Here is a 24,729-nt window from a genome sequence, read left to right as displayed (position 1 = left end):
CGGTGGCGGTCTCCAGTCCGATGTGTTGGAACGATGGTCAGAACAATTCGTTTTTCACTGCGTCCTTGGCTTTTTCCTCGGCCGGGGTGGCGCGCGTGGCGCCTTCCAGGCTGGTCACGCCGGTGCCGGGCGGGTTCTCGGCGTAGTAGTACTCGCCGTCCACCACCATCATGCCTTCCGGTACGGCGCGCTCCTCGATGGGGATGTTCTTCAGCGCCTTGCCCATATAGCCTATCCAGATCGGCAGCGCCAGGCCGCCGCCGGTTTCGCGGTTGCCCAGGTTTTTAGGCTGGTCGTAGCCGATCCAGGCCACGCCCACCAGCTTGGCCTGGTAGCCCGCGAACCAGGCGTCGATGGAATCGTTGGTGGTGCCGGTCTTGCCCGCCAGGTCGGTGCGCTTGAGCGACATGGCCTTGGTGGCCGTGCCGAAACGCACCACGTCTTTCAGCATGCTGTCCATCAGGAAGGCGTTGCGCTCGTCGATGACGCGGTTGGCGTCCACGCCGGCGCGGTCCGGATTGGCCTGCGACAGCACCTTGCCGTTGGCGTCCGTCACCTTGGAGATCAGGTAGGGGGCGATCTTGTAGCCGCCGTTGGCGAACACCGCGTAGGCGCCGGCCATCTGCAGCGGCGTGACCGCGCCCGCGCCCAGCGCCAGGGTCAGGTAGGGCGGATTTTTCTCGGCGTCGAAGCCGAAGCGGGTGGTGTATTCCTGGCCGTACTTGGCGCCGATGCGGTGCAGGATGCGGATCGAGATCATGTTCTTGGACTTGGTCAGGCCGCGCCGCATGGTCATCGGGCCTTCGTACTTGCCGTCGTAGTTCTTCGGCTCCCAGGCCTGGCCGCCGGTCTGGCCGGCGTCGAAGGAGATGGGCGCGTCGTTGATGACGGTGGCCGGCGACAGGCCGCGCTCCAGCGAAGCCGAATAGATGAAGGGCTTGAAGGAGGAGCCCGGCTGGCGCCACGCCTGCGTCACGTGGTTGAACTTGTTGCGGTTGTAGTCGAAGCCGCCCACCATGGCCTTGATGGCGCCGTCTTCGGTGGAGGCCGCCACGAAGGCCGATTCGATTTCCGGCATCTGGGTGATTTCCCAGTCCTTTTCCTCGCGCATGACGCGGATCACGGCGCCGCGGCGGATGCGCTTGTTGGGCGCGGCCTTGTCCGACAGCCAGGACTTGCCCATCTCCAGGCCGGCGCCGGTGATGCTGATTTCCTCGCCGGTGGCGGTCACCGCCGTCACCTTCTGCGGCGTGGCCTGCAGCACCATGGCGGCCACGATGTCGTCGCTGTCCGGGTGGCCGGCCAGTTCGGACTCGATGGCGTCGTCCGCCTCTTCCTTGGTGGTGGGGATATTGATATACGCTTCCGGACCACGGTAGGCGTGGCGCTTCTCGTATTCCATCACGCCCCGGCGCAGCGCCAGGTAGGCCGCGTCCTGGTCGGCCTTGGTGATGGTGGTGAACACGTTCAGGCCGCGCGTGTAGGTGTCCTCCTTGAACTGCTCGTACACCAGCTGGCGCGCCATCTCGGCCACGTACTCGGCGTGCACGCCGAATTCGCTGCTGTCGGTCTTTACTTTCAGCGGCTCGGCCTTGGCGGCCTGGAACTGCGCGTCGGTGATATAGCCCAGCTGCTGCATGCGCACCAGGATGTATTGCTGGCGCGTGCGCGCGCGCTTGGGATTGACCACCGGGTTGTAGGCCGACGGCGCTTTCGGCAGGCCGGCCAGCATGGCGGCCTCGGCCACGCTAATGTCTTTCAGATTCTTGCCGAAATAGATTTGTGCGGCCGAGGAAAAGCCGTAGGCGCGCTGGCCCAGGTAGATCTGGTTCATATACACCTCGAGGATCTGGTCCTTGCTGAGGTTTTTCTCGATCTTCCAGGCCAGCAGGATCTCGTAGATCTTGCGCTTGAAGGTCTGTTCGCTGGACAGGAAGAAGTTGCGGGCCACCTGCTGCGTGATGGTGGAGGCGCCCTGGCGCGCGCCGCCGGTGGCGTTGTGCACCGCCGCGCGCAGGATGCCGGCGTAGTCGATGCCGCCGTGGTCGTAGAAGCGGTCGTCCTCGATGGCCAGCACGGCCTTTTTCATCACGTCGGGGATGTCCTTGATATGGACCAGGTTGCGGCGCTCCTCGCCGAACTCGCCGATCAGCACATTGTCGGCCGAGAAGATGCGCAGCGGCATCTTGGGGCGGTAGTCGGTCAGGGAATCCAGTTCAGGCAGGTTGGGGTAGGCCATGGCCAGGCCGAACACCAGCAGCAGCACCGCGACCATGGCCAGGCCTACCACGGAGGCCAGCACGGTCAGCAGGAGTTTCTTGGAACGGGAAGGGGCGGCGGTACCGGGTTGGGCAGTGCTCATGCGCGTTGTCTTTCGCTGTCATTTTGTCCGGCCCATTATAAGCGAGCGCAGATGGCAGCGGCAGCTTACGGAAGCAGCAGGAACGGAGGAAACATTTACTCTGAGTAACTAAACAACTTAGTTGTTTTTGCGGTCACGCCAGAGGGAAAAAAGTGTGGCGTAGGCCGCACAACCGGGCAATTGTGCACAGTAGAAATACCTTTACACTGGATTCATCTTATTGCTACGATTTAATGTACTGTCTCACTTCCTTCTCCTAAACGCTGGTTTTCAAACGAGTTCCCTTATGCATTCAACCACAGGTGTTGCAATATGAACCTGGATCTCGGCAGCTTGTTCGGTGGCGGCAACCCGCCGCTGATCGGCGTGGACATCAGTACCTCCAGCGTGCGCCTGGTGGAATTGTCGCAGGCCGGCAAGGAAGGCTGGCGGCTGGAGCGCTACGCCGCCGAGCCGCTGCCGCGCGGCGCGGTGGTGGACGGCAATATCGAAAACATGGAGCAGGTGGTCGACACGCTGCGCCGCGTATGGAAAAAAAGCGGCACGCGCGCCAAGCTGGCGGCGTTGGGCATGCCGCCCGCATCCGTCATCACCAAGAAAATCGTGCTGCCCGCCGGCATGGCCGAAGACCAGCTCGAAGTGCAGGTGGAATCCGAAGCGTCCCAGTACATTCCCTTTGCGCTCGACGAAGTCAGCCTGGACTTCGACGTGATCGGCCCCGCGCCCAATTCGCCCGACGACATTGAAGTGATGCTGGCCGCCTCGCGCCGCGAGAAGGTGGAGGACCGCGTCGCCATCGCCGAAGCGTCCGGCCTGAAGGCCACCGTGATGGACGTCGAGTCCTACGCCGCGCGCGCCGCGCTGGACCGCATCCTGATGCAGCTGCCCGAGGGCGGCGCGGGCCAGATCGTGGCGCTGTTCCAGATCGGCGCCCAGGTCACGCATATTTCGGTGCTGCTGGACGGCGCCACCATCTACGAGCGCGAGCAGCCCTTCGGCGGCAACTCGCTGACCCAGGAAATCGTGCGCAGCTACGGCATGGCCTTCGACGAGGCCGAGTCGCGCAAGAAGTCGGGCGAGCTGCCCGACAACTACACCGCCGACATCCTCACGCCTTTCCTGGAAAGCGCCGCGCTGGAAGTCACGCGCGCCATCCAGTTCTTTTACACGTCCACGCCCTACACCCGGGTCGACCAGCTGTTCCTGGCCGGCGGCTGCGCGCTGATCCCGGGCCTGCTCGACATCGTGGCCGCGCGCAGCAAGATCTCCAGCACCGTCATTTCGCCGTTCAAGGGCATGCAGCTGGGGCCGGGCGTGCGCGAACAGGCCCTGCGCGCCGAGGCGCCCGCCTATCTGGTCGCCTGCGGCCTGGCCATGCGGAGGTTCGGCTGATGATCCATATTAATCTGCTGCCGCACCGCGAGGCCAAGCGCAAACAGAAGAAGTCGGCGTTCTACGCGCTGCTGGTGCTGGGCGCGCTGATCGGCGCGGCCGTGGTGCTGGCGGTGGGCGGCTACAACGCGCGCGCCATCTCCATCCAGGAACAGCGCAACAAGGTCATCAAGGACGCCATCGTGGTGCTGGACAAGAAGATCGCCGAGATCGCCACGCTGAAGCAGGAAATCGAGGCGCTGAAGGCGCGCCAGCAGGCGGTGGAGGATTTGCAGGGCGACCGCAACCAGCCGGTCTACCTGCTCGACGAGCTGGTCAAGCAGACCCCGTCCGGCGTGTACCTGAAATCGTTCAAGCAGGAAGGCCAGAAGGTCACGCTGCTGGGCTATGCGCAGTCGCAGGAGCGCGTCTCCGAGCTGCTGCGCAATGTGGCCGGGGTGTCGCCGTGGCTGGAGAAGCCGGACCTGATCGAAGTCAAATCCACCGGTCTGGGCCAGGGCAAGACGGCCAAGAAAGTAGTGGAGTTCAATATGATCGTCAGCATCAAGCGGCCGCGCGACAAGGACCAGCCGGCCGACGGCAAGCCCGGCGCCAAGCCGGGCGCGGCAATGGCTGCGGCCAGCAACTAGGGGCGGACCATGGCGATCGATCTGAAAGAAGCAAGCGCCGCGCTGGCGGACCAGTTCAGGGGACTGAGCGGACGCCATCCCGGCCAATGGCCGCTGGCGCCGCGCCTGATGTGCGCGGTGGGCATGGTGGCGGCGGTGGCCGCGCTGGGCTATTTCGCGTACTGGAGCAGCCAGTTCGAGACCCAGGACACGCTGGCGGCCGAGGAAAACCGGCTGCGCGGCGAGTACATCGCCAAGACCCAGCAGGCGGTCAACCTGGACGCGCTGCGGGCGCAGAAGCTGCAGGTCGACCAGTACGTGGAGCGCCTGCAGAAGCAGCTGCCGAGCAAGGCCGAAATGGCGGCGCTGCTGTCCGACATCAACCAGGCCGGCCTGGGGCGCGGCCTGCAGTTCGAGCTGTTCAAGCCGGGCCAGGTGGTGGTGCGCGATTATTACGCCGAGCTGCCTATCGATATCAAGGTGACCGGCAGCTACCATGACGTGGGCGCCTTCGCCAGCGACATGGCCAATCTGCCGCGCATCGTTACGCTGAACAATATGGCGCTGTCGGCCGGCAAGGACGGCGGCCTGACGCTGGACGCGGTGGCCAAGACCTTCCGCTACCTGGATCCCGACGAAGTGGCGGCGCAGCGCAAGGCCGCCGCCGACAAGAAAAAGGCGGCGAAAAAATGAGCAAGCGCCTATCCCGGTTTTCCCGGTTCTCGTTCGTCCTGGCCGGCCTGCTGGCGCTGGCCGGCTGCGGCGACAGCGACGTGCAGGAAGTGCGGCAGTGGATGAAGCAGGTCGACAATTCGGCCCAGGTGGCTGTCAAGCCCATCGCCGCGCCGAAAAACTTCATCCCCTTCGCCTACGTGGCGCAGGACCAGATCGATCCCTTCAGCGCCAACAAGCTGCTGGCCGAGCTGGCGCGGCTGGACCGCAAGCCCGGCGGCGGCCTCAAGCCGGACCTGGACCGCCGCAAGGAGTTCCTCGAAAGCTTTCCGCTCGACATCGTGAAGATGGTGGGCACCATGGAAAAAGCCAAGGTGATGTACGCCTTGCTGCAAGTGGACAAGGCGGTGTACCAGGTACGCCCCGGCCAGCACGTGGGCCAGAATTTCGGTCTGATCACCAGCATCAGCGACGACGCCGTGAGCGTCAAGGAAATCGTCCAGGACGCCACCGGCGACTGGGTTGAACGCGTGTCCAAGCTGGAACTGCAGGAAAGCAAGGAGAACCAAAAATGAACCGCCTGAATACCGCCGCTTTCCGACAGGCCATGCACGCCATGCTGGCCGTCGCCGCCATGGCGCTGGCCCTGGCTCCGGCCCGCGCCCAGCAGGGCAACGCCATCGAGTCCATCACCACCAACCAGCAGGGCGCCAACGTGATCGTCAAGATCGCGCTCAAGCACGCGCCGGACAAGCTGCCGATCGGCTTTGCCATCACCAACCCGCCGCGCATCGCGCTGGATTTCGGCGCCACCGTCAACGGCACCGGCAAGACCACCCAGGAAGTGAACCAGGGCGAGTTGCGCAGCGTGAACGTGGTGCAGGCCGGCGAACGCTCGCGCCTGGTGTTCAACCTGAAGCGCAGCCTGAACTACGCCACCGTCATCGACGGCAACGCCGTCATCCTGACCATAGACGGCTCCGGCGGCCTGGCCACGGCGGTGGATGCCACCGGCATGCCGGCCAGGACGGCGCAGGCGCCGCAAGCGGCGCCGCCGGGCAAGCAGCAGTTGCGCGACCTGGATTTCCGGCGCGGCGCCAACGGCGAAGGCCGCGTGGTGGTGGACCTGCCGAACAGCCAGGTGGCGGTCGACGTGCGTCCTACCGCCGCCGGCCTGGTGATCGATTTCCTCAAGACCGGCGTGCCGGAATCGCTGCGCCGCCGCCTGGACGTGACGGACTTCGGCACCCCGGTGTCGCAGATCACCACCGTGCCGCAGGGCGACAATGTGCGCATGACCATTGAGGCCAAGGGCCTGTGGGAACAGAGCGTGTACCAGAGCGACACCCAGCTGGTGGTGGACGTCAAGCCGATCAAGGAAGACCCGAACAAGTTGACCCAGGGCACCCAGGGCTACCGCGGCGAGAAGCTGTCCTTCAATTTCCAGAACGTGGAAGTGCGCGCCGCGCTGCAGGCCATTGCCGACATTTCCGGCCTGAACATCATCACCAGCGACAGCGTGAGCGGCAACCTGACCCTGCGCCTGAAGGAAGTGCCGTGGGACCAGGCGCTGGACGTGGTGCTGCAGGCCAAGGGCCTGGACATGCGCAAGAACGGCTCGGTGCTGTGGATCGCGCCCAAGGAAGAACTGCTGACCAAGGAGAAGCTGGAGCTGGAGCAGCGCGCCCAGATCGCCGACCTGGAGCCGCTGAAGTCGGAAATCTTCCAGCTGAACTACCAGAAGGCTGAATCGTTCAAGACCGTGTTCGGCCTGGACGGCGCGTCCGACGTGAAGAACCGCGTGCTGTCCAAGCGCGGCAGCGCCATTATCGAGCCGCGCACCAACCAGCTCTTCGTCACCGACATCGCCTCCAAGCTGGACGATATCCGCAAGCTGATCGCCAAGACCGACATCGCTTCCAAGCAGGTGCTGATCGAGGCCCGCATCGTCGAGGCCAGCGACTCTTTCACCCGCAACCTGGGCGCCAAGCTGGGCTTTGCCGACCTGCGCACGCTGCGCGGCGGCGACACCGGCTACCAGATCGGCGGCGGCAACACCCGCATTGGCATCGGCGGCAATATGACCGGCATCGGCCAGGTCACCGGCCAGACCCCGGACCGGGGCGACGGCTACACCAATTCCCAGTTCATCAACCTGCCGGCCGCGTCCATCAACGGCGCCGCCGCCGGCAGCCTGGCCGTGAGCCTGTTCTCGTCGGCCGCCAACCGCTTCCTGAACCTGGAGCTGTCGGCGCTGGAGGCGGACGGCACCGGCAAGATCGTGTCCAGCCCGCGCGTGGTGACGGCCGACAAGGCGGTGGCCGTGATCGAGCAGGGCCTGGAGCTGCCTTACCAGGTGGCCACCAGCAGCGGCGCCACCTCCATCATCTTCCGCAAGGCCAACCTGCGCCTGGAAGTGACGCCGCAGATCACGCCGGACGGCAACGTGGTGCTGGACGTGGACGTGAACAAGGACAGCGTGGGCCAGGAAACCCGGGCCGGCTTCGCCATCGACACCAAGCACGTGAAAACCCAGGTCATGATAGACAACGGCGGCACGGTCGTGCTGGGCGGCATCTACCAGCAGGTCGAGCGCAACGTCGTGAGCAAGGTGCCGCTGCTGGGCGACGTACCGGTGCTGGGCTATCTGTTCCGCACCGACTCCCGCACCAATGACAAGACGGAATTGCTGGTCTTTATTACGCCCAAGATCGTCGCCGAGCGCCTGTCCGCGCGCTAAGACCCCGGAATACGCAAGAATCCACCTATGATTACTACGGAAAACAGCATGATGAAAAAATTCAAGGATTGGCTGGCGCTGTCGTTATGCGCCACCTTGCTGGCCGCCTGCGGCGGCGGCGGCGGCAACCCCGGCAGCGTCGGCGGCGGCACCGGCACCCCCACCACTCCGGGCACGCCCAAGGTGGCCAGCGTGGTGCTGGTCTCCAGCGCGGACACCATCGCCTCCTCCGGCGCCGACGGCACCGAAGTGACGCTGACCGTGGTGGTCAAGGACGCCAGCAACAACGTCATGGCTGACCAGACCGTTGATTTCAAGGCCAGCTCGGGCGCCATCGCGGCCTTGGCCAAGACCACCGACGCCACCGGCACCGTCACGGCCCGCCTGAGCACCAAGGGCGACAGCTCGCTGCGCACCATCACCATTACCGCCACCGTCGGCACGGTGGTCTCCGCCGAGAAGAAAATCCAGGTGGTGGCCGGCACGCCGGTGCAAATCCCGACCATGACGCTGGCGCTGTTCAGCAGCACCGGCGCGGCCAGCAATTCGCTCAGCAGCATTGCGCCGCTGACGGCGCGCGCCACCATCAAGGACAAGGACGGCAAGCCGGTCCCGAACGCACTGGTGTCCTTCAACGCCGCGGTGTCCAACTCCGCCACGCTGGTGGCGTTCTCGCCATCGGCCGGCACCACCCTGACCGACGCCAACGGCGTGGCCGAAGCCACCGTGCGTCCGGCCAGCCTGGTCGCCAGCGGCGCCGGCACGCTGAACGCCACCGCCATCGTGGACGGCACCGGCCTGACGGCCCAGGCCAACTTCATCGTGGGCGCCACCACCGTCACGCTGAGCAAGCTGACCCTGTCGCCGGCCACCATCGGCGCCTATGGCTCCTCGGTGATCTCGGTCGACGTGCTGGCCGGCAGCAGCAAGTACACCGAGCAGCAGATGACGATCAACTTCTCCTCCGCCTGCGTTACCGCCGGCAAGGCCACCCTGGCGGCGAGCGCGCCCACCAGCAACGGCACCGCGCAAGTGGTGTTCCGCGACCAGGGCTGCGGCAATAACGACGTCATCACCGCCACCCTGAGCAGCGGCGCGTCCACGCCGGTGGCCGCCAGCGCCGCGCTGGCCATCGCCAGCCCGGCCGCCGCCTCGATCCAGTTCGTCGGCGCCAGCCCGGTCAACCAGTCCATCGTGGTCAAGGGCCAAGGCGGCTTCGGCCGTACCGAAACGGCCACGCTGACCTTCAAGGTGGTCGACATCTTCGGCAAGGCGCTGCCGGCCCAGGCGGTCAAATTCGCCGCCTCGACGCCGGACGTCACCGTCAACAAGGCCACCGACAGCACCGATGCGAACGGCGAAGTCATCATGACCGTCAACTCGGGCGCCAAGCCGACCTCGTTCCGCGTGCAGGCCACCCTGGTCAGCAACGCCGCCGTGTCGACCAGCTCGGACTCCATCGTCGTCACCACCGGCCTCCCGGTGCAGCAGGCCTTCTCGCTGAGCGTGGGCAGCCCCAACGTGGAAGGCTGGACTTACGACAGCGGCACCCAGGTGCCGGCCACCACGGTCAACGTGATGGTGGCCGACCAGGCCGGCAATCCGGTGGCCGACGGCCTGCCGGTGGTCTTCCAGAGCAACCTGGCGTCGGTGGGCGCGTCCAGCAAGGGCGCCTGCAACACCGCCAACGGCGGCTGCTCGGTGGACTTCCGCACCCAGAACCCGCGCTCGGCGCCGGCCAACACGCCTAAAACGGCGTGCAACTCGCCCACCGTGCGCAGCGACGGCACCAGCACGTCGGTTGGCATCACCAACGACAGCACCCGCACCGGCCTGGCGACCATCTGCGCCAGCACCACCGACGGCTACAACACGCTGTTCGCCAAGATCGGCATCTTCTTGAGCGGCAGCTTCGCTGAAAACGTGTGGTTCAACGACACCGCCAGCCCGGTTCCCGTGCGCCTGACCGGCGCCGAGTACGACCTGGGCACCGTGGGCGCCAACGACTCGCGCGTGTTCAACCTGCAGCTAAACGACATCAACAACAACCCGATGCCGGCCGGCACCCGCGTGGATATTACCAATGCGGTCAATGCGTCGGCCACCGGCGTGTCGCCGGCCAGCGTGCAGAACGTGTTCGCCCACATTGCCAGCGGCGACGCCAGCAGCGGCACCGGCATCGACAACGCCAGCATCCGCCAGGGTTCTTACCACACCGTAACGGTGGGCAGCGTGCAGCCAAAACCTTGCCTGACGCCATTGAATGCAACATTTAATGTCACGATCACCACGCCGCGCAACAATGTCACCACGTATCCGTTTAAACTGCGGTTCAGCTGCCCGTAAGGAGGCAGTAGCGGACGCCGGCGCCGGCGTCCGCGCATTCTGAAAAGTGGATCAACGTGGCTGATACTTACGGCAGTAATATATTTCTGGTCGGACTGATGGGGGCGGGCAAGACCACCATAGGCCGCCTGCTGGCCCGCAAACTGGGGCTGACCTTCATCGATTCGGACCACGAGATCGAGGCCCGCACCGGCGCCTCCATTCCCTGGATCTTTGAAATCGAAGGCGAACAGAGCTTCCGCCGCCGCGAGGCGGACGTGATCCGCGACCTGAGCGCCCAGCAGGGCGTGGTGCTGGCCACCGGCGGCGGCGCCATCCTCAATCCCGACAGCCGCGCCCTGCTGCGCGAGCGCGGCACGGTGATTTACTTGCGTGCAAGCATCAATTCCATCCTGGCCCGCACCGCCCACGACAAGAACCGGCCGCTGCTGCAGACCGCCGACCCGCGCAAAAAGCTCGAGGAGCTGATGGTGCAGCGCGAACCCTTATACGAGGAAATGGCCCACATCGTCATCGATACCGGCCGACCTAACGTACAATCGATGGTTCACACAATTCTGAACCAGCTGGACGCGCGGGCCTGCCATGCCGCGCCCAACTGCGTCACAACCGCACAACCATCGATGAACGAACAAACCACCATACTCCTGAACGTTGAGCTGGGCGAGCGCAGCTACCCCATTTCCATCGGTCCCTCGCTGCTGGAGGACGGCGCGCTGCTGGCGCGCCACGTCACCGGCAGCAAAGTCGCCATCGTCACCAACACCACGGTGGCGCCGCTGTACCTGGACGGCGTGCGCAGCGCGCTGCAGGCGCACGGCAAGGACGTCATCGAGATCGTGCTGCCCGACGGCGAGGAATACAAGACCTGGGACAGCCTGATGACGGTGTTCGACACGCTGCTGGCGGCCAAGGCCGACCGCAAGACCACCTTGCTGGCGCTGGGCGGCGGCGTGATCGGCGATCTGACCGGCTACGCGGCGGCCAGCTATATGCGCGGCGTGGACTTCATCCAGGTGCCGACCACGCTGCTGAGCCAGGTTGACTCCTCGGTGGGCGGCAAGACCGGCATCAACCATCCGCTGGGCAAGAACATGATAGGCGCGTTCTACCAGCCGCGCGTGGTGATCGCCGACACGTCCACGCTGGAAACCCTGCCGGACCGCGAGCTGTCGGCCGGCCTGGCCGAAGTGATCAAGCACGGCGCCATTATCGACGCCGAGTTCTTCGACTGGATCGAAGCCAACATCGGCCTGCTGGTGGCGCGCGACAAGGGCGCGCTGGCCTACGCCATCGCCCGTTCCTGCGAAATCAAGGCCGACGTGGTGCGCCAGGACGAGCGCGAAGGCGGCCTGCGCGCCATCCTCAACTTCGGCCACACCTTCGGCCACGCCATCGAGAACGGCCTGGGCTACGGCAACTGGCTGCACGGCGAGGCCGTGGGCTGCGGCATGGTGATGGCGGCCGACCTGTCGCACCGCATGGGCCTGGTGGACGGCGAAACCGTCGAGCGCGTGCGCAAGCTGGTGCACGCCGCCGGCCTGCCCACCGTGGCGCCGGACTTGGGCGCGGCGCGCTGGCTGGAGCTGATGGAGGTCGACAAGAAGAACGAAGGCGGCGCCATCAAGTTCATCCTCTTGAAGCCGCTGGGCAGCCCCAGCATCACCAACGCGCCGCAGGAACTGCTGCTGCAAACCCTGGCCGCCTGCGTACAAGCGCCATGATGAGCAGCGAAGCCCACCTCGCCCCCTATGCCGTGCATTCGGACCAGGGCGTGGGGCGCCGCTATCCGGAAACGCCGCACGCCTCGCGCAGCCAGTACCAGCGCGACCGCGACCGCATCATCCATTCGACCGCGTTCCGCCGTCTTGAGTACAAAACCCAGGTCTTCCTCAACCACGAGGGCGACCTGTTCCGCACCCGCCTCACGCACAGCCTGGAAGTGGCCCAAGTGGGCCGCTCGCTGGCGCGCAACCTGCGCCTGAACGAAGACCTGGTGGAAGCGGTGGCGCTGGCGCACGACCTGGGCCACACCCCCTTCGGCCACGTGGGCCAGGACGTGCTCAACGAATGCATGCAGGACCACGGCGGCTTCGAGCACAATCTGCAAAGCCTGCGCGTGGTCGATACGCTGGAGGAGCAGTACGGCGCCTTCGACGGCCTGAACCTGATGTTCGAGACGCGCGAAGGCATACTCAAGCACTGCTCGCTGGCCAATGCCAGGCTGCTGGGGCCGGTGGCGCAGCGTTTTATCGACCGCACCCAGCCCTCGCTGGAAGCGCAGCTGACCAACCTGGCCGACGAGATCGCCTACAACAGCCACGACATCGACGACGGCCTGCGTTCCGGGCTGATCACGATAGAGCAGCTGGAGCAGGTGGAGTTCTTCGCCCGTCTGTGGCACGACGTGCAGCGCGTGCATCCCGGCCTGAGCGGACGGCGCGCCATCTACGAAACCCTGCGCCGCCTGATCACGGCGCTGGCGGACGACTTGCTCGCGACTTCCGGCCAGCTGCTGCTGGACGCCGCGCCGAAAAACCTGGACGAGGTGCGCCACGCGCCGCCGCTGATACGCTTCTCCGACCAGATGCGCAAGGACGCAACCGAGCTCAAGCGCTTCCTGCGGGCGAATCTGTACAAGCACTACAAGGTCAACCGCATGCGGGTCAAGGCCAGCCGCATCCTGCGCGAGCTGTTCGACGCCTTCATCGCCGATCCGGTGCTGCTGCCGCCCGACTATATCGACGCCTCCGGCGACGCCACCGCGCAGGCGCGCAAAATCGCCGACTACATCGCCGGCATGACCGACCGCTACGCCATCCGCGAGCACCGCCGCCTGTTCGCGCTGGAAGAACTGTAGCGTCATCTGAGCTGCATCAAGCCCCCTGCGCGGTCCGCTTGATATCCGTCCTTGCGCGGCGCATGATGAAGGGACGGAGGTGCGCCATGGATGAAGAAACCAAGGAGCGGTTCACAGACGTCGATCGCCGTCTCAGCGAGATTGAAAGCCGGCTGCGGTCACTGGAAATTGATGTCGCAGTGATACGCTCCAGCTACGCCACCAAGGCGGACCTGGAGGCGCTGGAAAAACGCCTCATCAAGTGGTTTGTCGGCACGGCAACTGCAATGTCGCTGGTCACCTTCAGCGCCACGCTGACGGTCGCCAGATTACTCAGTTAGAACATGCGCGCCTGCGCGGCGCCGCTGTCGCCCAGCAGCTCCAGCAGCAGCTTCTTGATGGGCGCTGGCAGGGCGGCGCCGGACACGCGGGAGGCGTCCAGCCAGACGTGGCGGCCGTCGGCGGCGAAGGGCGCGCGGCGCGCCAAGGTCACCAGCAGCGGCGCGATATGCAGCTTGTAGTGCGTGAACACATGCGTCACCGTCACCAGCCGCTCGTGCGACTCCATCTCCCCGAATACACTCACCGCCGCCACCAATGCCGCCTGGTCGGCCGGCGGAATATCGTCATCCTCGGCCAGCGTGTGGCCGTCCAGTTCCGGCAGCGACAGCAGTCCGCCCCAGATGCCGCTGGCGGGGCGCTGCTCCAGCAGCACCTGGCCCTGGTCCATCAGCACCAGCATGGTGGCGTGCTTTTCCGGCGTGGCCTTCTTCGGCTTGCGCACCGGCAGATCCTTGGTGCGCTGGGTGGCGTAGGCCACGCAGCGCGGCTGCATGGGGCAGCGGCCGCAGTCCGGGCTGCTGCGCGTGCACAAGGTGGCGCCCATGTCCATCAGGCCCTGCGTGTAGGCCTCGATGCCCTGCTCGGGCAGCAGCGCCTCGGCGCGCAGCCACATGGCCTGCTCGACCTTTTTCTCGCCCGGATAGGCGTCGATGCCGAACACGCGCGCGAACACGCGCTTGACGTTGCCGTCCATGATGGCCGCGCGCGCGCCGCTGGAAAAGGCCGCGATGGCGGCCGCCGTCGAACGGCCTATGCCGGGCAGCTCGGCCAGCAGCGCCGGGTCGGACGGGAACACGCCGCCGTATTCCGCCACCACGCGCTGCGCGCACTTGTGCAGATTGCGCGCGCGGGTGTAGTAGCCCAGGCCGCTCCACTGCGCCATCACATCCTCCACCGGCGCTTCGGCCAGCGAGCGCAGGGTGGGGAAGCGCTCCAGGAAGCGCGCGTAATAGCCCAGCACGGCTGAGACCTGGGTCTGCTGCAGCATGATCTCGGACAGCCACACCAGGTAGGCGTCGCGCGTGTTCTGCCACGGCAGCGTGTGGCGGCCGTGCTGCTGCTGCCAGGCGATCAGGTCGGCCGAGAAAGTGGGATCGATATAGTCCGCCGCGCCTTCGGGCGCCAGCGGATGGGTCAAACGTTTCATTCTGTTCCTTGGGTTGCGGCGGGTTACGGCCTGCGGCCTAACCCGCCCTACGCAATATCGTAGGGCGGGTTAGGCGCAGCCGTAACCCGCCATTACGCGGCGGCGTCCAGCGCCACATATTCCGCGTTGATGGCGATGCTGATATTGCCGGACAGCTCGGTCAGCTTGGCCCTGAGCTGCTCCAGCTCGGCCTGGCTCTGCTCGAAGGCCTCGATTTTCTGCTCCAGGCTGTCGGTCGCGTCATGGATGCGCTGGATGGACGCCAGCCTGTGCTTGAGCTGGTCCTTGTGCTGCCGGATCTGCGCCTCCAGCGGCGCCATGATCACCTTCAGCCACGCCTCCGCGTCCGCGTTGGCCGCCTTGAAGCAGCGCTTCACGGCCGACGCGATGGAGTCGAAGAAGCGCTCCATCAGCACCACGCGGCTGGTCATCAGCAAGGTCACGGTGCCGAACTGCGCATCGTAGATATCCTCGATGTCGGCGATCTCGTCGCGGTAGCGGTCCAGCGTGAAGGGCATGGGCGGCGGCAGCGTGAGCCCGTGCTCGCTGGAGAACTTGCGGTACATCACCTCCATCATGTCGCGGATCTCGCTGGTCTTGCGTTCGGACGCCTGCAGGTCGCGCTTGATGTCGTCGAAGAAGACCTTGACCGCCTCGCGCATGCCGGTGGAAAAGCGGCTGCGGTCCATGGCGGCGCGCACGCCCAGCACGTGGTCGCGCAGCATGTCCATGCCCAGGCAGGTGTACAGCTCGGTGGACAGCCGCGTGAACACCGCGCGCGTGGCCTGCAGCTTGAACAGGCTGCTGTCGAACTCCTTCTTCTCCACGTCGATGCGGCGCATCATGTGCGCCACCACGCTCTGGTTCTTGCCGCGCAGGCTTTTCAGCTCGTGCAGCTGCTCGACGATGCCGCGCATGCGCGCGCTCACCATGGCCTGCTGCGCGCCGCTCAGCGTGCCCAGCTCGCGCGCCAGCTGCTTGCGGATGATGTCCTTCTTGGCCGGAATCAGTTCGTTGAACAAGGCCCGCTCCAGCAGGCCCAGGCGGCTTTTTTCCAGCAGCGCCGCGTCGCTGTTGATCTTGCCCACCAGCGCCTTCTGCGCCGACACCGGAAACACCTGGCGCGGCTCCAGGGCCAGCATGTGCGCCGCATGCTCCTGCTGGCGCGCGATCTCGGCGTTCACCTCGGTGTCGCTGCGCAGTTCGTCCCACATGCTGTCGATCTTGTTGAGCACCACCAGGCGGCCGGCGCCGGCGCCGATGTGCGTGCGCCAGACTTCGATGTCGCTCTTGGTCACGCCGGTGTCGGCCGCCAGGATGAACAGCACCGCGTGGGCGTGCGGGATCAGATTCAGCGTCAGCTCCGGCTCGGTGCCGATGGCGTTCAGGCCCGGCGTGTCCAGGATCACCAGGCCCTGCTTGAGCAGCGGGTGCGGGAAGTTGATGATGGCGTGGCGCCACAGCGAGATTTCCACCAGGCCGTCGTTGTCCAGCGTAACCGGCATGTCCGGATCGTTCTCGTCGTACAGGCCGTAGCGCTTGGCTTCCTCCACGCCCACGTGGCGCGTCAGGCTCACCTGGCGGAACACCTCGTGCATGGCGGCCGGCGAGTCCAGGTCCAGCGGCAGCATGGTCCAGGCCGAGGCGTTGTCGCGGTAGTCGCTGGTGGACAGGTTGTCGGCCCGGGTTTCGATCGGCAGCAGGCGGATGCAGGCCGGCCACGCCGGGTCGTACATCAGCTCGGTGGGGCACATGGTGGTGCGTCCGGCCGCCGAAGGCAGGATGCGCTGGCCGTAGTCGGCGAAGAAGATGGCGTTGATCAGTTCGGATTTGCCGCGCGAGAATTCGGCCACGAAGGCCACCGACAGCTTGTCGTCCGCCAGCCGGGCCAGGGTGCGCGCCAGGCGCTGCTCGCTGGCCGCGTCGGCCAGCTCGGCGCCGTGCAGCCATGCCTGGTACTGCTGCAGCGCCACCACCACGCCCTGGCGCCACGCACTGTACTGTTCAAGATCCCTGACCATGCTTCCCTCTTATTTCTGGCACTGCACACAATAGAAGGTCGAGCGCTGCCCCTGCTTGACCTGGCGCACCGGCGTCCCGCACACCCGGCACGGCAGGCCGGTACGATCATAGACGAAATAGCTTTGCTGGAAGTAGCCGGACTGGCCATTGACGCTGATAAAGTCGCGCAAGGTGCTGCCGCCCTGGACGATGGCCTCGGCCAGCACGTCGCGGATGGCCTGCGCCAGCTTCTGGTAGCGCGCCAGGCTGATGCGGCGGGCCGGCGTCTTCGGATTGATGCCGGCGCGGAACAGGCTCTCCGAGCAGTAGATATTGCCCACGCCCACCACGATATCGCCCGCCAGCAGCACCTGCTTGATGGCCGAGCCGCGCGTGCGCGTCATGCGGTGCAGCAGCTCGCCGGTGAACGCGCCCTCCAGCGGTTCCACGCCCAGGCCGCGCAGCAGCAGGTGCTGCTCCAGGTCGCCGTCCTCGCTGGGGTGCCACAGCACGGCGCCGAAGCGGCGCGGATCGGTCAGCCGCAGCACCTGCTCGTCGCGGTCGCTGTCGACCACCAGGTCGAAATGGTCGTGCTTCTGCGGCGGTATGCCTTGCGGCAGCACGCGCAAATGGCCGGACATGCCGAGGTGGATGATGAGGGTGCCATTGTCGAAGCGCAGCAGCAGGTATTTGCCGCGCCGCCCCGTGGCCGTCACCACGCGGCCCGCCAGCGCCTGCTCCAGGCCGGCAGGGAAGGGCCAGCGCAGGCCGCTGCGGCGCAGCACCACGCCGCGCACGGTGCGCCCTTCGATATGGGGCGCCACTCCGCGCCGCGTGACTTCAACTTCTGGCAATTCTGGCATAGGCAAAAAACTTCGTTACACCTGCAAACGGACGATAGCGGTGGGTTGGCGTAAAATCAGGGCTAGTTTCCTACCAGTCAGGGCTATCCTTTGAAAAACGCATTCGTCATTGTAACCTTCTCGGCAGTACTGTCCGCTTGCGCTGTTGTACCGCAGCCGGATGCGCCCGAGCAGCCCGCTCCTGCCGCAGAATCTGCTACGTCCCCCGCCGCCGAGGCCGATACGCCCGCCGTGCAGGCGGTGGCGGCCGCAGCCGCAGTGCAAGCCACCGAGCCCCTGCCCAGCGTGGAGCTGACCAGCGATTTGTTCTACAAGCTCACCAAGGCCGAGCTGGACTTCAAGCGCGGCCAGTGGCAAAGCGCCTACGTCACCATGATGGTGCTGGCCCAGCAGACGCGCGATCCGCGCCTGGCCCAGCGCTCGGCTGAAATGGCGCTGGCAGCCAAGCAGGGCGGCGAGGCGATGGCGGCCATCCGCCTGTGGCGGGAACTGGCCCCCGAGTCGGACGAAGCGGCGCAGTATTTCCTCGGTTTCTCCGTGCTGAGCGACGACCTGAGCGAAGCCGAGCAGGTGTTCGCGCAGCGCCTGAAGGCCAGCCCGCCCAACGCGCGCGGCCTGGCCATGTTCCAGATGCAGCAATTCCTGCTGCGCGCCAAGGACAAGGCCGCCGCTTTCGCCCTGATGGAGCGCGTGCTCGCGCCTTACGCCCAGACGCTGGAAGCCCACCTGGTGCTGGCCCAGGGCGCGTTTTCGAATAACGACGTGGAGCGCGCCGGCAAGGAAGCGCAGCAAGCCATGCGCATCAAGCCCGACTCCGAACTGGCGCTGCTGACGATGGCGCAGGTGACGCCCGACGGCGCCGCCGTGACCAGGCTGGTGACCGGTTTCCTGGCCAAGTACCCGAATTCGCGCGAAGTGCGCGCCGCCTACGCCCGCATGCTGGTGGAGCAGAAGCAGTACGACCAGGCCCGCGAGCAGTTCCAGTTCCTGCTGAAAAGCCAGCCGGACAACCCGGCCACGCTGTACGCGCTGGGCATCATGTCCATGCAGGGCAACGACATTGCCGCCGCCGAAGGCTATTTCAAGCACTTCGTGGAGGTGGTGGACAAGGAGGGCAGCGATGACCGCGACCCCACCAAGGCGCTCTTGATCCTGTCGCAGATCGCCGAGGAGCGCGGCGACTTCGCCGGCGCCCAGGCCTGGCTGGAGAAGATAGACAATGGCGAGCCGCGTTTGCTGCTGACCGTGAAGCTCAAGCGTGCCCAGCTGTCCGCCCGCCTGGGCGACCTGGACGGCGCGCGCAAGCAGCTGGCAGACATCAAGAGCGAAGATCCGGCCGAACTGGCCCAGGTGGCCCAGACCGACGCCCAGCTGCTGCGCGACGCCGGCCGCAGCCTGGAGGCCTACGCCGTGCTGCAGGACGGCGTGCTGCGCTACCCGAACAGCCCGGACCTGCTGTACGACTTCGCCCTCGCGGCTGAAAAGCTGGGCAAGGTGGAGCTGATGGAAACCAGCTTGCGCAAGGTGATGGAGATCGCGCCGGACAACCACCACGCCTACAACGCGCTGGGCTATTCGCTGGCGGACCGCAACCAGCGCCTGGACGAGGCCTTCACCCTGGTCGAGAAGGCCATGCAGATGGCGCCGAACGACCCCTTCATCATGGACAGCATGGGCTGGGTGCAATACCGCCAGGGCCGCCTGAAGGAAGCCGAGGCGCTGCTGCGCCAGGCCTACACCCTGCGCAGCGACCCCGAAATCGCCGTGCACCTGGGCGAAGTGCTGTGGGCGCAGGGCGACCAGGGCGGCGCGCACAAGCTGTGGCGCGAAGCGCGCGCCAAGGACCCGCAGAACGACGCGCTGAAAAGCACGCTGGCCCGTTTGAATACCAGCCTATGATGCGCGCACATGTGATGCGCCGCGCCGCCATGGTCTTCGCGCTGGGCAGCGCCGCGCTGCTGTCCGGCTGTGCCACCACCAGCGGGCTGACCGGCGCCGGCTACGACGTGGAGTTGGCGGGCAGGCTGAATGCCGCCTACAGCAAAGAGGGCCGCGACGAGAACATAACGGTGCGCTTCATCTGGCAGCAAAACGCGGAGCGCACCGACATCGCCATCCAGGCCCCGCCGCTGAACCAGACCGTCGCCACCATCAGCGTCACGCCCCGGCTGGCCACGCTGACCGAGAGCGGCAAGGCGCCGCGCAGCGCCACCGATATCGACGCGCTGAGCACGCAGGCGCTGGGCTGGACCCTGCCGGTGTCCGGCATGCGCGACTGGCTGCAGGGCCGCGCCACGGCGGCGGGCGGCAAGCCTTTCGTGGCCAATCCCGCCGCCGACGGCGCCGCCAACAGTGTGACCACCGCCGACGGCTGGCGCGTGAGCTGGGTCTCGTGGCACGATGCGGCGCCGGGCGGCAAGAGCGCCGTCCAGCAGCCCAAGCGCATCGACGCCGAGCGCGGCGCCACCGGCAAGCTGGACCACATGTCCATCCGAGTCATCATAGAAGCACAGAATTAAACCAGCTACATGAACGAACTGAAGAACCTCCCGGCCCCGGCCAAACTGAATCTGTTCCTGCACGTGACCGGCCGCCGGGCGGACGGCTACCACATGCTGCAAACCGCCTTCCAGCTGATAGACCGCGGCGACCTGCTGCACATCCGCGTGCGCGCGGACGGCCAGCTGCGCCGCAGCAACGACATTCCCGGCGTGCCGGAAGAACAGGACCTGGTCATCCGCGCGGCGCGCCTGCTGCAGGCCGAGGCGCGGCGCCGCAGCGGCCAGCTGCACGGCGCCGACATCACGGTGGAGAAGGTGCTGCCCATGGGCGGCGGCCTGGGCGGCGGCTCGTCCGACGCGGCCACCACGCTGATGGCGCTGAACCATTTGTGGAACGCCGGCTTGACGCGGCAGGAGCTGATGGCGCTGGGCCTGCCGCTGGGCGCGGACATCCCTTTCTTCATCTTCGGCCAGACCGCGTTTGCCGAAGGCGTGGGCGAGGCGCTGCAGGCGGTGGCGGCGCCGGACTGCTGGTATGTGGTGATCGAGCCGGGCGTGGCCGTGCCCACGGCGGAAATATTTTGCTCTCCCCATTTGACAAGGGACAGTTCGCCGATCATAATAGCGGACTTTTCCAGCCACTACGAAAATCGAAACGATTTGAAGCAGTATGGCAGGAATGATTTGCAGCAAGTGGCAACCAGTCTTTACCCGCCGGTAGCAAAGGCGATAGAATGGCTGGCAGCTTACGGAGATGCCAGGATGACTGGTTCCGGTGCTTGTGTGTTTTGTGCCTTTGCAGATGAAGGCCAGGCCGATGCGGTACTCGAAAGAGCGCAGGGTGTCTGGACTGCCTGGAAGGCCAAAGCGCTGAAGCAGCATCCGATCTTCGACATGTTGTGAACGAAAAAAAGATTTTGCTTTTCGTTAGTTCGGTAGTATAATAATCGCCGTCGTAACGACAAGCAGCAAGTTACAGCAGGGGAATCGCCAAGCTGGTTAAGGCACTGGATTTTGATTCCAGCATACCAAGGTTCGAATCCTTGTTCCCCTGCCACCTAATTTTTCTTGAGTCTGTCGATGCATCAGCGTCCAGTCAAGATAAAATACAGGTGCCCACGGCACCGAAGCTCGCAGCGCCGGATAGAGGTTTGTCCGGCGATCAATCAAAGATATCAACGCTTACTTCTCTGGGACTCCCCATGGCTTACGAAAACCTGATGGTTTTTACCGGCAACGCTAATCCTGCGCTGGCTGAAGGAGTCGCAAAAAACCTCGGCATTCCTCTCGGCAAAGCAGTCGTCTCGAAATTCTCGGACGGCGAAGTCATGGTCGAAATCAACGAAAACGTTCGTGGTAAAGACGTGTTCGTGCTGCAATCGACCTGCGCACCGACCAACGATAGCCTGATGGAACTGATCCTGATGGTCGATGCACTGAAACGCGCCTCCGCTGGCCGTATCACTGCCGCCATCCCTTACTTCGGCTACGCCCGCCAGGACCGCCGCCCACGCTCGGCGCGTGTTGCGATCTCGGCAAAAGTGGTGGCCAATATGCTGGAAAGCGCCGGCGTTGAGCGCGTCCTGATCATGGATCTGCACGCAGACCAGATCCAGGGCTTCTTCGATATTCCAGTCGACAACATCTACGCTTCCCCTATCCTGCTGGGCGACCTGCAGAAGAAGGACAATGAGGACCTGCTGGTCGTGTCGCCCGACGTTGGCGGCGTGGTCCGTGCCCGCGCCCTGGCGAAACGCCTGGGCTGCGACCTGGCCATTATCGACAAGCGCCGTCCGAAAGCCAACGTTTCCGAAGTGATGAACATCATCGGTGAAGTCGAAGGCCGCAACTGCGTCATCATGGATGACATGGTGGACACCGCCGGCACCCTGGTCAAAGCTGCCGAAGTGCTGAAAGAGCGCGGCGCCAAGAAAGTGGTGGCGTATTGCACCCACGCCGTGCTGTCCGGCCCTGCGATCGACCGCATCTCGAACTCGTCGCTGGACGAGCTGGTGGTGACCGACACGATTCCGCTGTCCGACGCGGCCAAAGCTTGCGGCAAGATCCGCCAGCTGACCTGCGCACCGCTGCTGGCAGAAACGTTCAAACGCATTATCAAGGGCGATTCCGTGATCTCCCTGTTCATCGACTAAGTCGGTCAACACATGGTTTTTAGCGGCGGCGCGACCGGTTTTTGACCGGTTGCGCCGCTGTTTTTCCGGAGCGTCCTGGTCGCGGGGCGCTTCTTCACAACGAGGCGCGAGCCTTGTTACTTTTGGAGTCTCAAATGAAAGTTGTTGCATTCAAACGCGAACTGCAGGGCACGGGTGCGAGCCGCCGCCTGCGTATTTCCGGCCAAACCCCAGGTATCGTGTACGGCGGCGCTGAAGGCCCGCTGAACATCTCCCTGGACCACAACGCGCTGTACCACGCGCTGAAAAAAGAAGTGTTCCACTCGTCCATCCTGGACCTGGAAATCGACGGCAAGACCCAGCAAGTTCTGCTGCGCGACTTCCAGATGCACGCATTCAAGCAACTGGTACTGCACGCTGACTTCCAGCGCGTTGACGCAAACACCAAGCTGCACAAGAAAGTGGCGCTGCACTTCATCAACGCCGACGTATCGCCAGCAGTCAAACTGCACGGCGCAACGATCAGCCACGTGATGTCCGAGCTGGACGTTTCCTGCGTAGCAGGCGACCTGCCGGAATTCGTGAACGTTGACCTGGCAAACATCGACGTTGGCCACTCGATCCACGTGTCGGACCTGGCACTGCCAAAAGGCGTGACCGCAATCACCCACGGCAAAAAGCTGACCATCGCTACCGCTTCGGTACCAGCAGGCCACGTGTCGGCTGAAGCCACCGCAGCTGCTCCAGCCGCTGATGCCAAGCCAGCCGCTAAAGGCAAGAAGTAATCTTTACTTCCCATGAAGTAACACAAAAACCCCGCTAGTCGGGGTTTTTTTACATCCACAGAATAAACCATGTCCATCCGCCTCATCGTCGGCCTCGGCAATCCCGGTCCCGACTACGAACAAACCCGTCACAACGCCGGCTTCTGGCTGGTCGACAACCTGGCCAACAGCCTGGGCGCGCGCCTGCAGCGCGAAACCCGCTTCAACGCGCTGATGGCCAAGACCTCCGTCGCCGGCAGCGAGCTGTGGCTGCTGGAACCGCAAACCTATATGAACCGTTCCGGCCAGTCGGTGGGCGGCCTGGCGCGCTTCTACAAGATCAACCCGGACGAAGTGCTGGTGGTGCACGACGAACTGGACATGATGCCCGGCGTGGCCAAGCTGAAGAAGGGCGGCTCCTCGGGCGGCCACAACGGCCTGAAGGACATCACCGCCGCGCTCGGCACGCAGGACTACTGGCGCCTGCGCATCGGCATCGGCCATCCGCGCACCCTGAGCCTGCAGCAGGCCGTGGCCGACTTCGTGCTGCACCGCCCGCGCCGCGACGAGCAGCTGCTGATCGATGAAGCCATCGAGAAAAGCCTGAAAATCATCCCGCTGGTATGCGAGGGCAAGTTCCCGCTCGCCACCACCCAGCTGCACACGGCCTAAGCCAGCGCCGCCGTCTCCGGCAATGGCTTGCTGGCGTCGAAGTAGTAGCTGATGCGCTTGCGCGGGCTGAGGTAGACGTAGACTTCCATCGGCACCTGGCTGGGCCGCAGCGCCTTGACGATGTTCAGGTCCGTTTCCCGCTCCAGGTCCACCATCAGGGCCTCCAGGCGCGGCACATCCTTGTCGTACACCACCAGCATGGGCTTCATGGGCCGCTCGGTGTTCACGGTGGCCACCATGCCGGTCATGCCGTTGGACAGCTGCACCACCGTGCCCGGCGGGTACACGCCCAGGCAGCGGATGAACATTTGCAGCAGGCGCGGATCGAACTTGGCGCGGTGCTTGGCGAACATCATGGACAGCGCCTCGTGCGGCGTGAGCGCGTGCGCCAGATTGAATGGGTTGCACAGCTCGTCGTAGTAATTGGCGATGGTCACGATGCGCGCCAGCACCCCTATGCCTTCCCCCTTCAGCTTGCGCGGATAGCCGCTGCCGTCGAACAGCTCGTGATGGTCATGGATCAGCGCGCTCACCGCCGGCAGGCATTGCAGGCGCTGCGCCATTTCGGCGCCGTATTGCGCGTGCATCTCATACAGGTTTTGTTCGGCAGTGGTGTAGGCGTCCGGCTTGGTGAGGATTTTGTCCGGAATATTCTTGCGGCCGATGTCGTGCAGCAGCGCGCCCAGGCCCAGCACCGTTGCCACCTCGGGCGGCAAGCCCATTTCGCGCGCGATCATCATGGACAGCATGGTCACGTTCAGCGAATGGAAGTAAAGCTCCTCGTTGCCGGCGGTGTCGCCCATCACGTGGATCGCCAGTTCCGGCGCGGACAGGATGGAGTCGGTAATCTGCGTCACCAGCGCGGTGGCCTGGCCGACCGATTCTTCCGGCCGCGAGAACAGGTTTTTCTCGATTTCCCGGATGGCGCGCGCGGTGCTGGTGAAAGCGCGTTCGACGCGCTCGGCGTCGTCGCGGCGCTGCTGCATCTGCGCCATCATGGCGCGCTTGGCTTGCAGCGCAGGGGAGTCCGGGATGGCCGCCGGCGCCGCCTGCGTGGCGGTGGCCTCCGGCAGCGGCACGGCACTTTCCGGCGGCGCGACGTCGCTCAGTTCCGGCTTGTAGCGCACCTGGCGCAGCCCCAGGCTGCGCAGTACGCCGATCTGTTCCTCGGACTTGATCTTGAAACGGCTGAACGCAAACGGGTGCTCGAACCACTTCAGGTCCAGCTCGACATATAGCCCGACGCGCAGCTGATCCATCGTCACCGTCAACTCATCCAAGTCGGCTCCCCCTACAGGCTTGCAACGCAAAAGTTGTGGCTGTGCAAATTTCTAATTTCAAGTGTATA

General features: G+C 65.1%; 20 protein-coding genes and 1 tRNA gene. 16 read left to right on the top strand and 5 right to left on the bottom strand.

Features of this window, described 5'->3' with window-relative positions; translation table 11 throughout:
• Nucleotides 1-37: 37 nt before the first annotated feature.
• Nucleotides 38-2,362 carry a penicillin-binding protein 1A gene (locus GTP77_RS06705; RefSeq protein ID WP_161071406.1) on the bottom strand — a complete coding sequence of 775 codons (2,325 nt, stop codon included), beginning with the start codon at nucleotides 2,360-2,362 and terminating at the stop codon, nucleotides 38-40.
• 312 nt (nucleotides 2,363-2,674) lie between these two features.
• On the opposite strand from GTP77_RS06705, the gene GTP77_RS06700 reads away from it, so the two are divergent.
• The 9 genes from GTP77_RS06700 (at nucleotide 2,675) to GTP77_RS06660 (ending at nucleotide 13,300) form a co-directional block, all read left to right on the top strand.
• Entirely contained in the window at nucleotides 2,675-3,754 is a 1,080-nt protein-coding gene (locus tag GTP77_RS06700) for a pilus assembly protein PilM (RefSeq protein WP_161071405.1), read from the top strand.
• Nucleotides 3,754-4,383 (top strand): PilN domain-containing protein, encoded by a 630-nt coding sequence (locus tag GTP77_RS06695; protein WP_161071404.1) that lies wholly within the window; start codon nucleotides 3,754-3,756, stop codon nucleotides 4,381-4,383. Before GTP77_RS06700 ends, GTP77_RS06695 begins: the two co-directional genes overlap by 1 nt.
• Before the next feature lie 9 nt (nucleotides 4,384-4,392).
• The gene (locus GTP77_RS06690) at nucleotides 4,393-5,055 is read left to right on the top strand and encodes a type IV pilus inner membrane component PilO (protein ID WP_161071403.1); all 663 of its coding nucleotides are present in this window, start codon (nucleotides 4,393-4,395) and stop codon (nucleotides 5,053-5,055) included.
• Nucleotides 5,052-5,609: a pilus assembly protein PilP gene (locus tag GTP77_RS06685; RefSeq protein ID WP_161071402.1), complete on the top strand. Its 558-nt coding sequence runs from the start codon at nucleotides 5,052-5,054 to the stop codon at nucleotides 5,607-5,609. The genes GTP77_RS06690 and GTP77_RS06685 overlap by 4 nt, the downstream gene beginning before the upstream one ends.
• 32 nt (nucleotides 5,610-5,641) lie before the next feature.
• A complete protein-coding gene (locus tag GTP77_RS06680; RefSeq protein WP_161071544.1) occupies nucleotides 5,642-7,774 on the top strand; it encodes a type IV pilus secretin PilQ in 2,133 nt (710 codons plus the stop codon).
• Nucleotides 7,775-7,822: 48 nt separating this feature from the next.
• Complete coding sequence (locus GTP77_RS06675; RefSeq protein WP_161071401.1) at nucleotides 7,823-10,120, top strand: Ig-like domain-containing protein; 2,298 nt, start codon at nucleotides 7,823-7,825, stop codon at nucleotides 10,118-10,120.
• 98 nt (nucleotides 10,121-10,218) lie between these two features.
• Complete coding sequence (gene aroKB, locus GTP77_RS06670) at nucleotides 10,219-11,844, top strand: bifunctional shikimate kinase/3-dehydroquinate synthase AroKB (protein ID WP_161071542.1); 1,626 nt, start codon at nucleotides 10,219-10,221, stop codon at nucleotides 11,842-11,844.
• Nucleotides 11,844-12,980, top strand: a complete 1,137-nt coding sequence (locus GTP77_RS06665) for a deoxyguanosinetriphosphate triphosphohydrolase (RefSeq protein ID WP_161071543.1) — start codon at nucleotides 11,844-11,846, stop codon at nucleotides 12,978-12,980. Before aroKB ends, GTP77_RS06665 begins: the two co-directional genes overlap by 1 nt.
• 86 nt (nucleotides 12,981-13,066) lie before the next feature.
• Nucleotides 13,067-13,300, top strand: coding sequence for a hypothetical protein (locus tag GTP77_RS06660; protein ID WP_161071400.1), 234 nt, complete (start codon nucleotides 13,067-13,069; stop codon nucleotides 13,298-13,300).
• On the opposite strand, the gene mutY is transcribed toward GTP77_RS06660, so the two are convergent.
• The 3 genes from mutY to mutM all read right to left on the bottom strand — a co-directional run bounded on the left by mutY (nucleotide 13,297) and on the right by mutM (nucleotide 17,312).
• Nucleotides 13,297-14,448: an A/G-specific adenine glycosylase gene (mutY, locus tag GTP77_RS06655; RefSeq protein WP_161071399.1), complete on the bottom strand. Its 1,152-nt coding sequence runs from the start codon at nucleotides 14,446-14,448 to the stop codon at nucleotides 13,297-13,299. The genes GTP77_RS06660 and mutY overlap by 4 nt on opposite strands.
• Before the next feature lie 92 nt (nucleotides 14,449-14,540).
• A complete protein-coding gene (locus tag GTP77_RS06650) occupies nucleotides 14,541-16,469 on the bottom strand; it encodes a dynamin family protein (protein WP_161071398.1) in 1,929 nt (642 codons plus the stop codon).
• A gap of 9 nt (nucleotides 16,470-16,478) precedes the next feature.
• Nucleotides 16,479-17,312, bottom strand: coding sequence for a bifunctional DNA-formamidopyrimidine glycosylase/DNA-(apurinic or apyrimidinic site) lyase (gene mutM / locus GTP77_RS06645; protein ID WP_161071397.1), 834 nt, complete (start codon nucleotides 17,310-17,312; stop codon nucleotides 16,479-16,481).
• Between the two features lie 90 nt (nucleotides 17,313-17,402).
• Between mutM and GTP77_RS06640 the strand changes: the two genes are divergently transcribed.
• The 7 genes from GTP77_RS06640 to pth all read left to right on the top strand — a co-directional run bounded on the left by GTP77_RS06640 (nucleotide 17,403) and on the right by pth (nucleotide 23,381).
• A complete protein-coding gene (locus GTP77_RS06640; RefSeq protein ID WP_161071396.1) occupies nucleotides 17,403-19,211 on the top strand; it encodes a tetratricopeptide repeat protein in 1,809 nt (602 codons plus the stop codon).
• Nucleotides 19,208-19,831, top strand: a complete 624-nt coding sequence (locus tag GTP77_RS06635; protein ID WP_228894548.1) for an outer membrane lipoprotein LolB — start codon at nucleotides 19,208-19,210, stop codon at nucleotides 19,829-19,831. Before GTP77_RS06640 ends, GTP77_RS06635 begins: the two co-directional genes overlap by 4 nt.
• A gap of 9 nt (nucleotides 19,832-19,840) precedes the next feature.
• The gene (gene ispE / locus GTP77_RS06630) at nucleotides 19,841-20,716 is read left to right on the top strand and encodes a 4-(cytidine 5'-diphospho)-2-C-methyl-D-erythritol kinase (RefSeq protein WP_161071395.1); all 876 of its coding nucleotides are present in this window, start codon (nucleotides 19,841-19,843) and stop codon (nucleotides 20,714-20,716) included.
• A 77-nt stretch (nucleotides 20,717-20,793) separates the two neighbouring features.
• Nucleotides 20,794-20,870: transfer RNA gene (locus GTP77_RS06625), tRNA-Gln, on the top strand.
• Between the two features lie 145 nt (nucleotides 20,871-21,015).
• Entirely contained in the window at nucleotides 21,016-21,966 is a 951-nt protein-coding gene (locus GTP77_RS06620) for a ribose-phosphate pyrophosphokinase (protein ID WP_161071394.1), read from the top strand.
• Between the two features lie 134 nt (nucleotides 21,967-22,100).
• A complete protein-coding gene (locus GTP77_RS06615) occupies nucleotides 22,101-22,730 on the top strand; it encodes a 50S ribosomal protein L25/general stress protein Ctc (protein ID WP_161071393.1) in 630 nt (209 codons plus the stop codon).
• A gap of 69 nt (nucleotides 22,731-22,799) precedes the next feature.
• Nucleotides 22,800-23,381, top strand: coding sequence for an aminoacyl-tRNA hydrolase (pth, locus tag GTP77_RS06610; protein ID WP_161071392.1), 582 nt, complete (start codon nucleotides 22,800-22,802; stop codon nucleotides 23,379-23,381).
• Here pth and GTP77_RS06605 read toward each other — a convergent pair.
• A complete protein-coding gene (locus tag GTP77_RS06605) occupies nucleotides 23,378-24,661 on the bottom strand; it encodes an HD-GYP domain-containing protein (protein WP_229202107.1) in 1,284 nt (427 codons plus the stop codon). The genes pth and GTP77_RS06605 overlap by 4 nt on opposite strands.
• Nucleotides 24,662-24,729 lie beyond the last annotated feature (68 nt).

It is taken from the genome of Pseudoduganella aquatica, assembly GCF_009857595.1.
GTDB classification, from domain to species: domain Bacteria; phylum Pseudomonadota; class Gammaproteobacteria; order Burkholderiales; family Burkholderiaceae_D; genus Rugamonas; species Rugamonas aquatica_A.
This window is presented reverse-complemented; position numbering and strand designations above follow the sequence as displayed.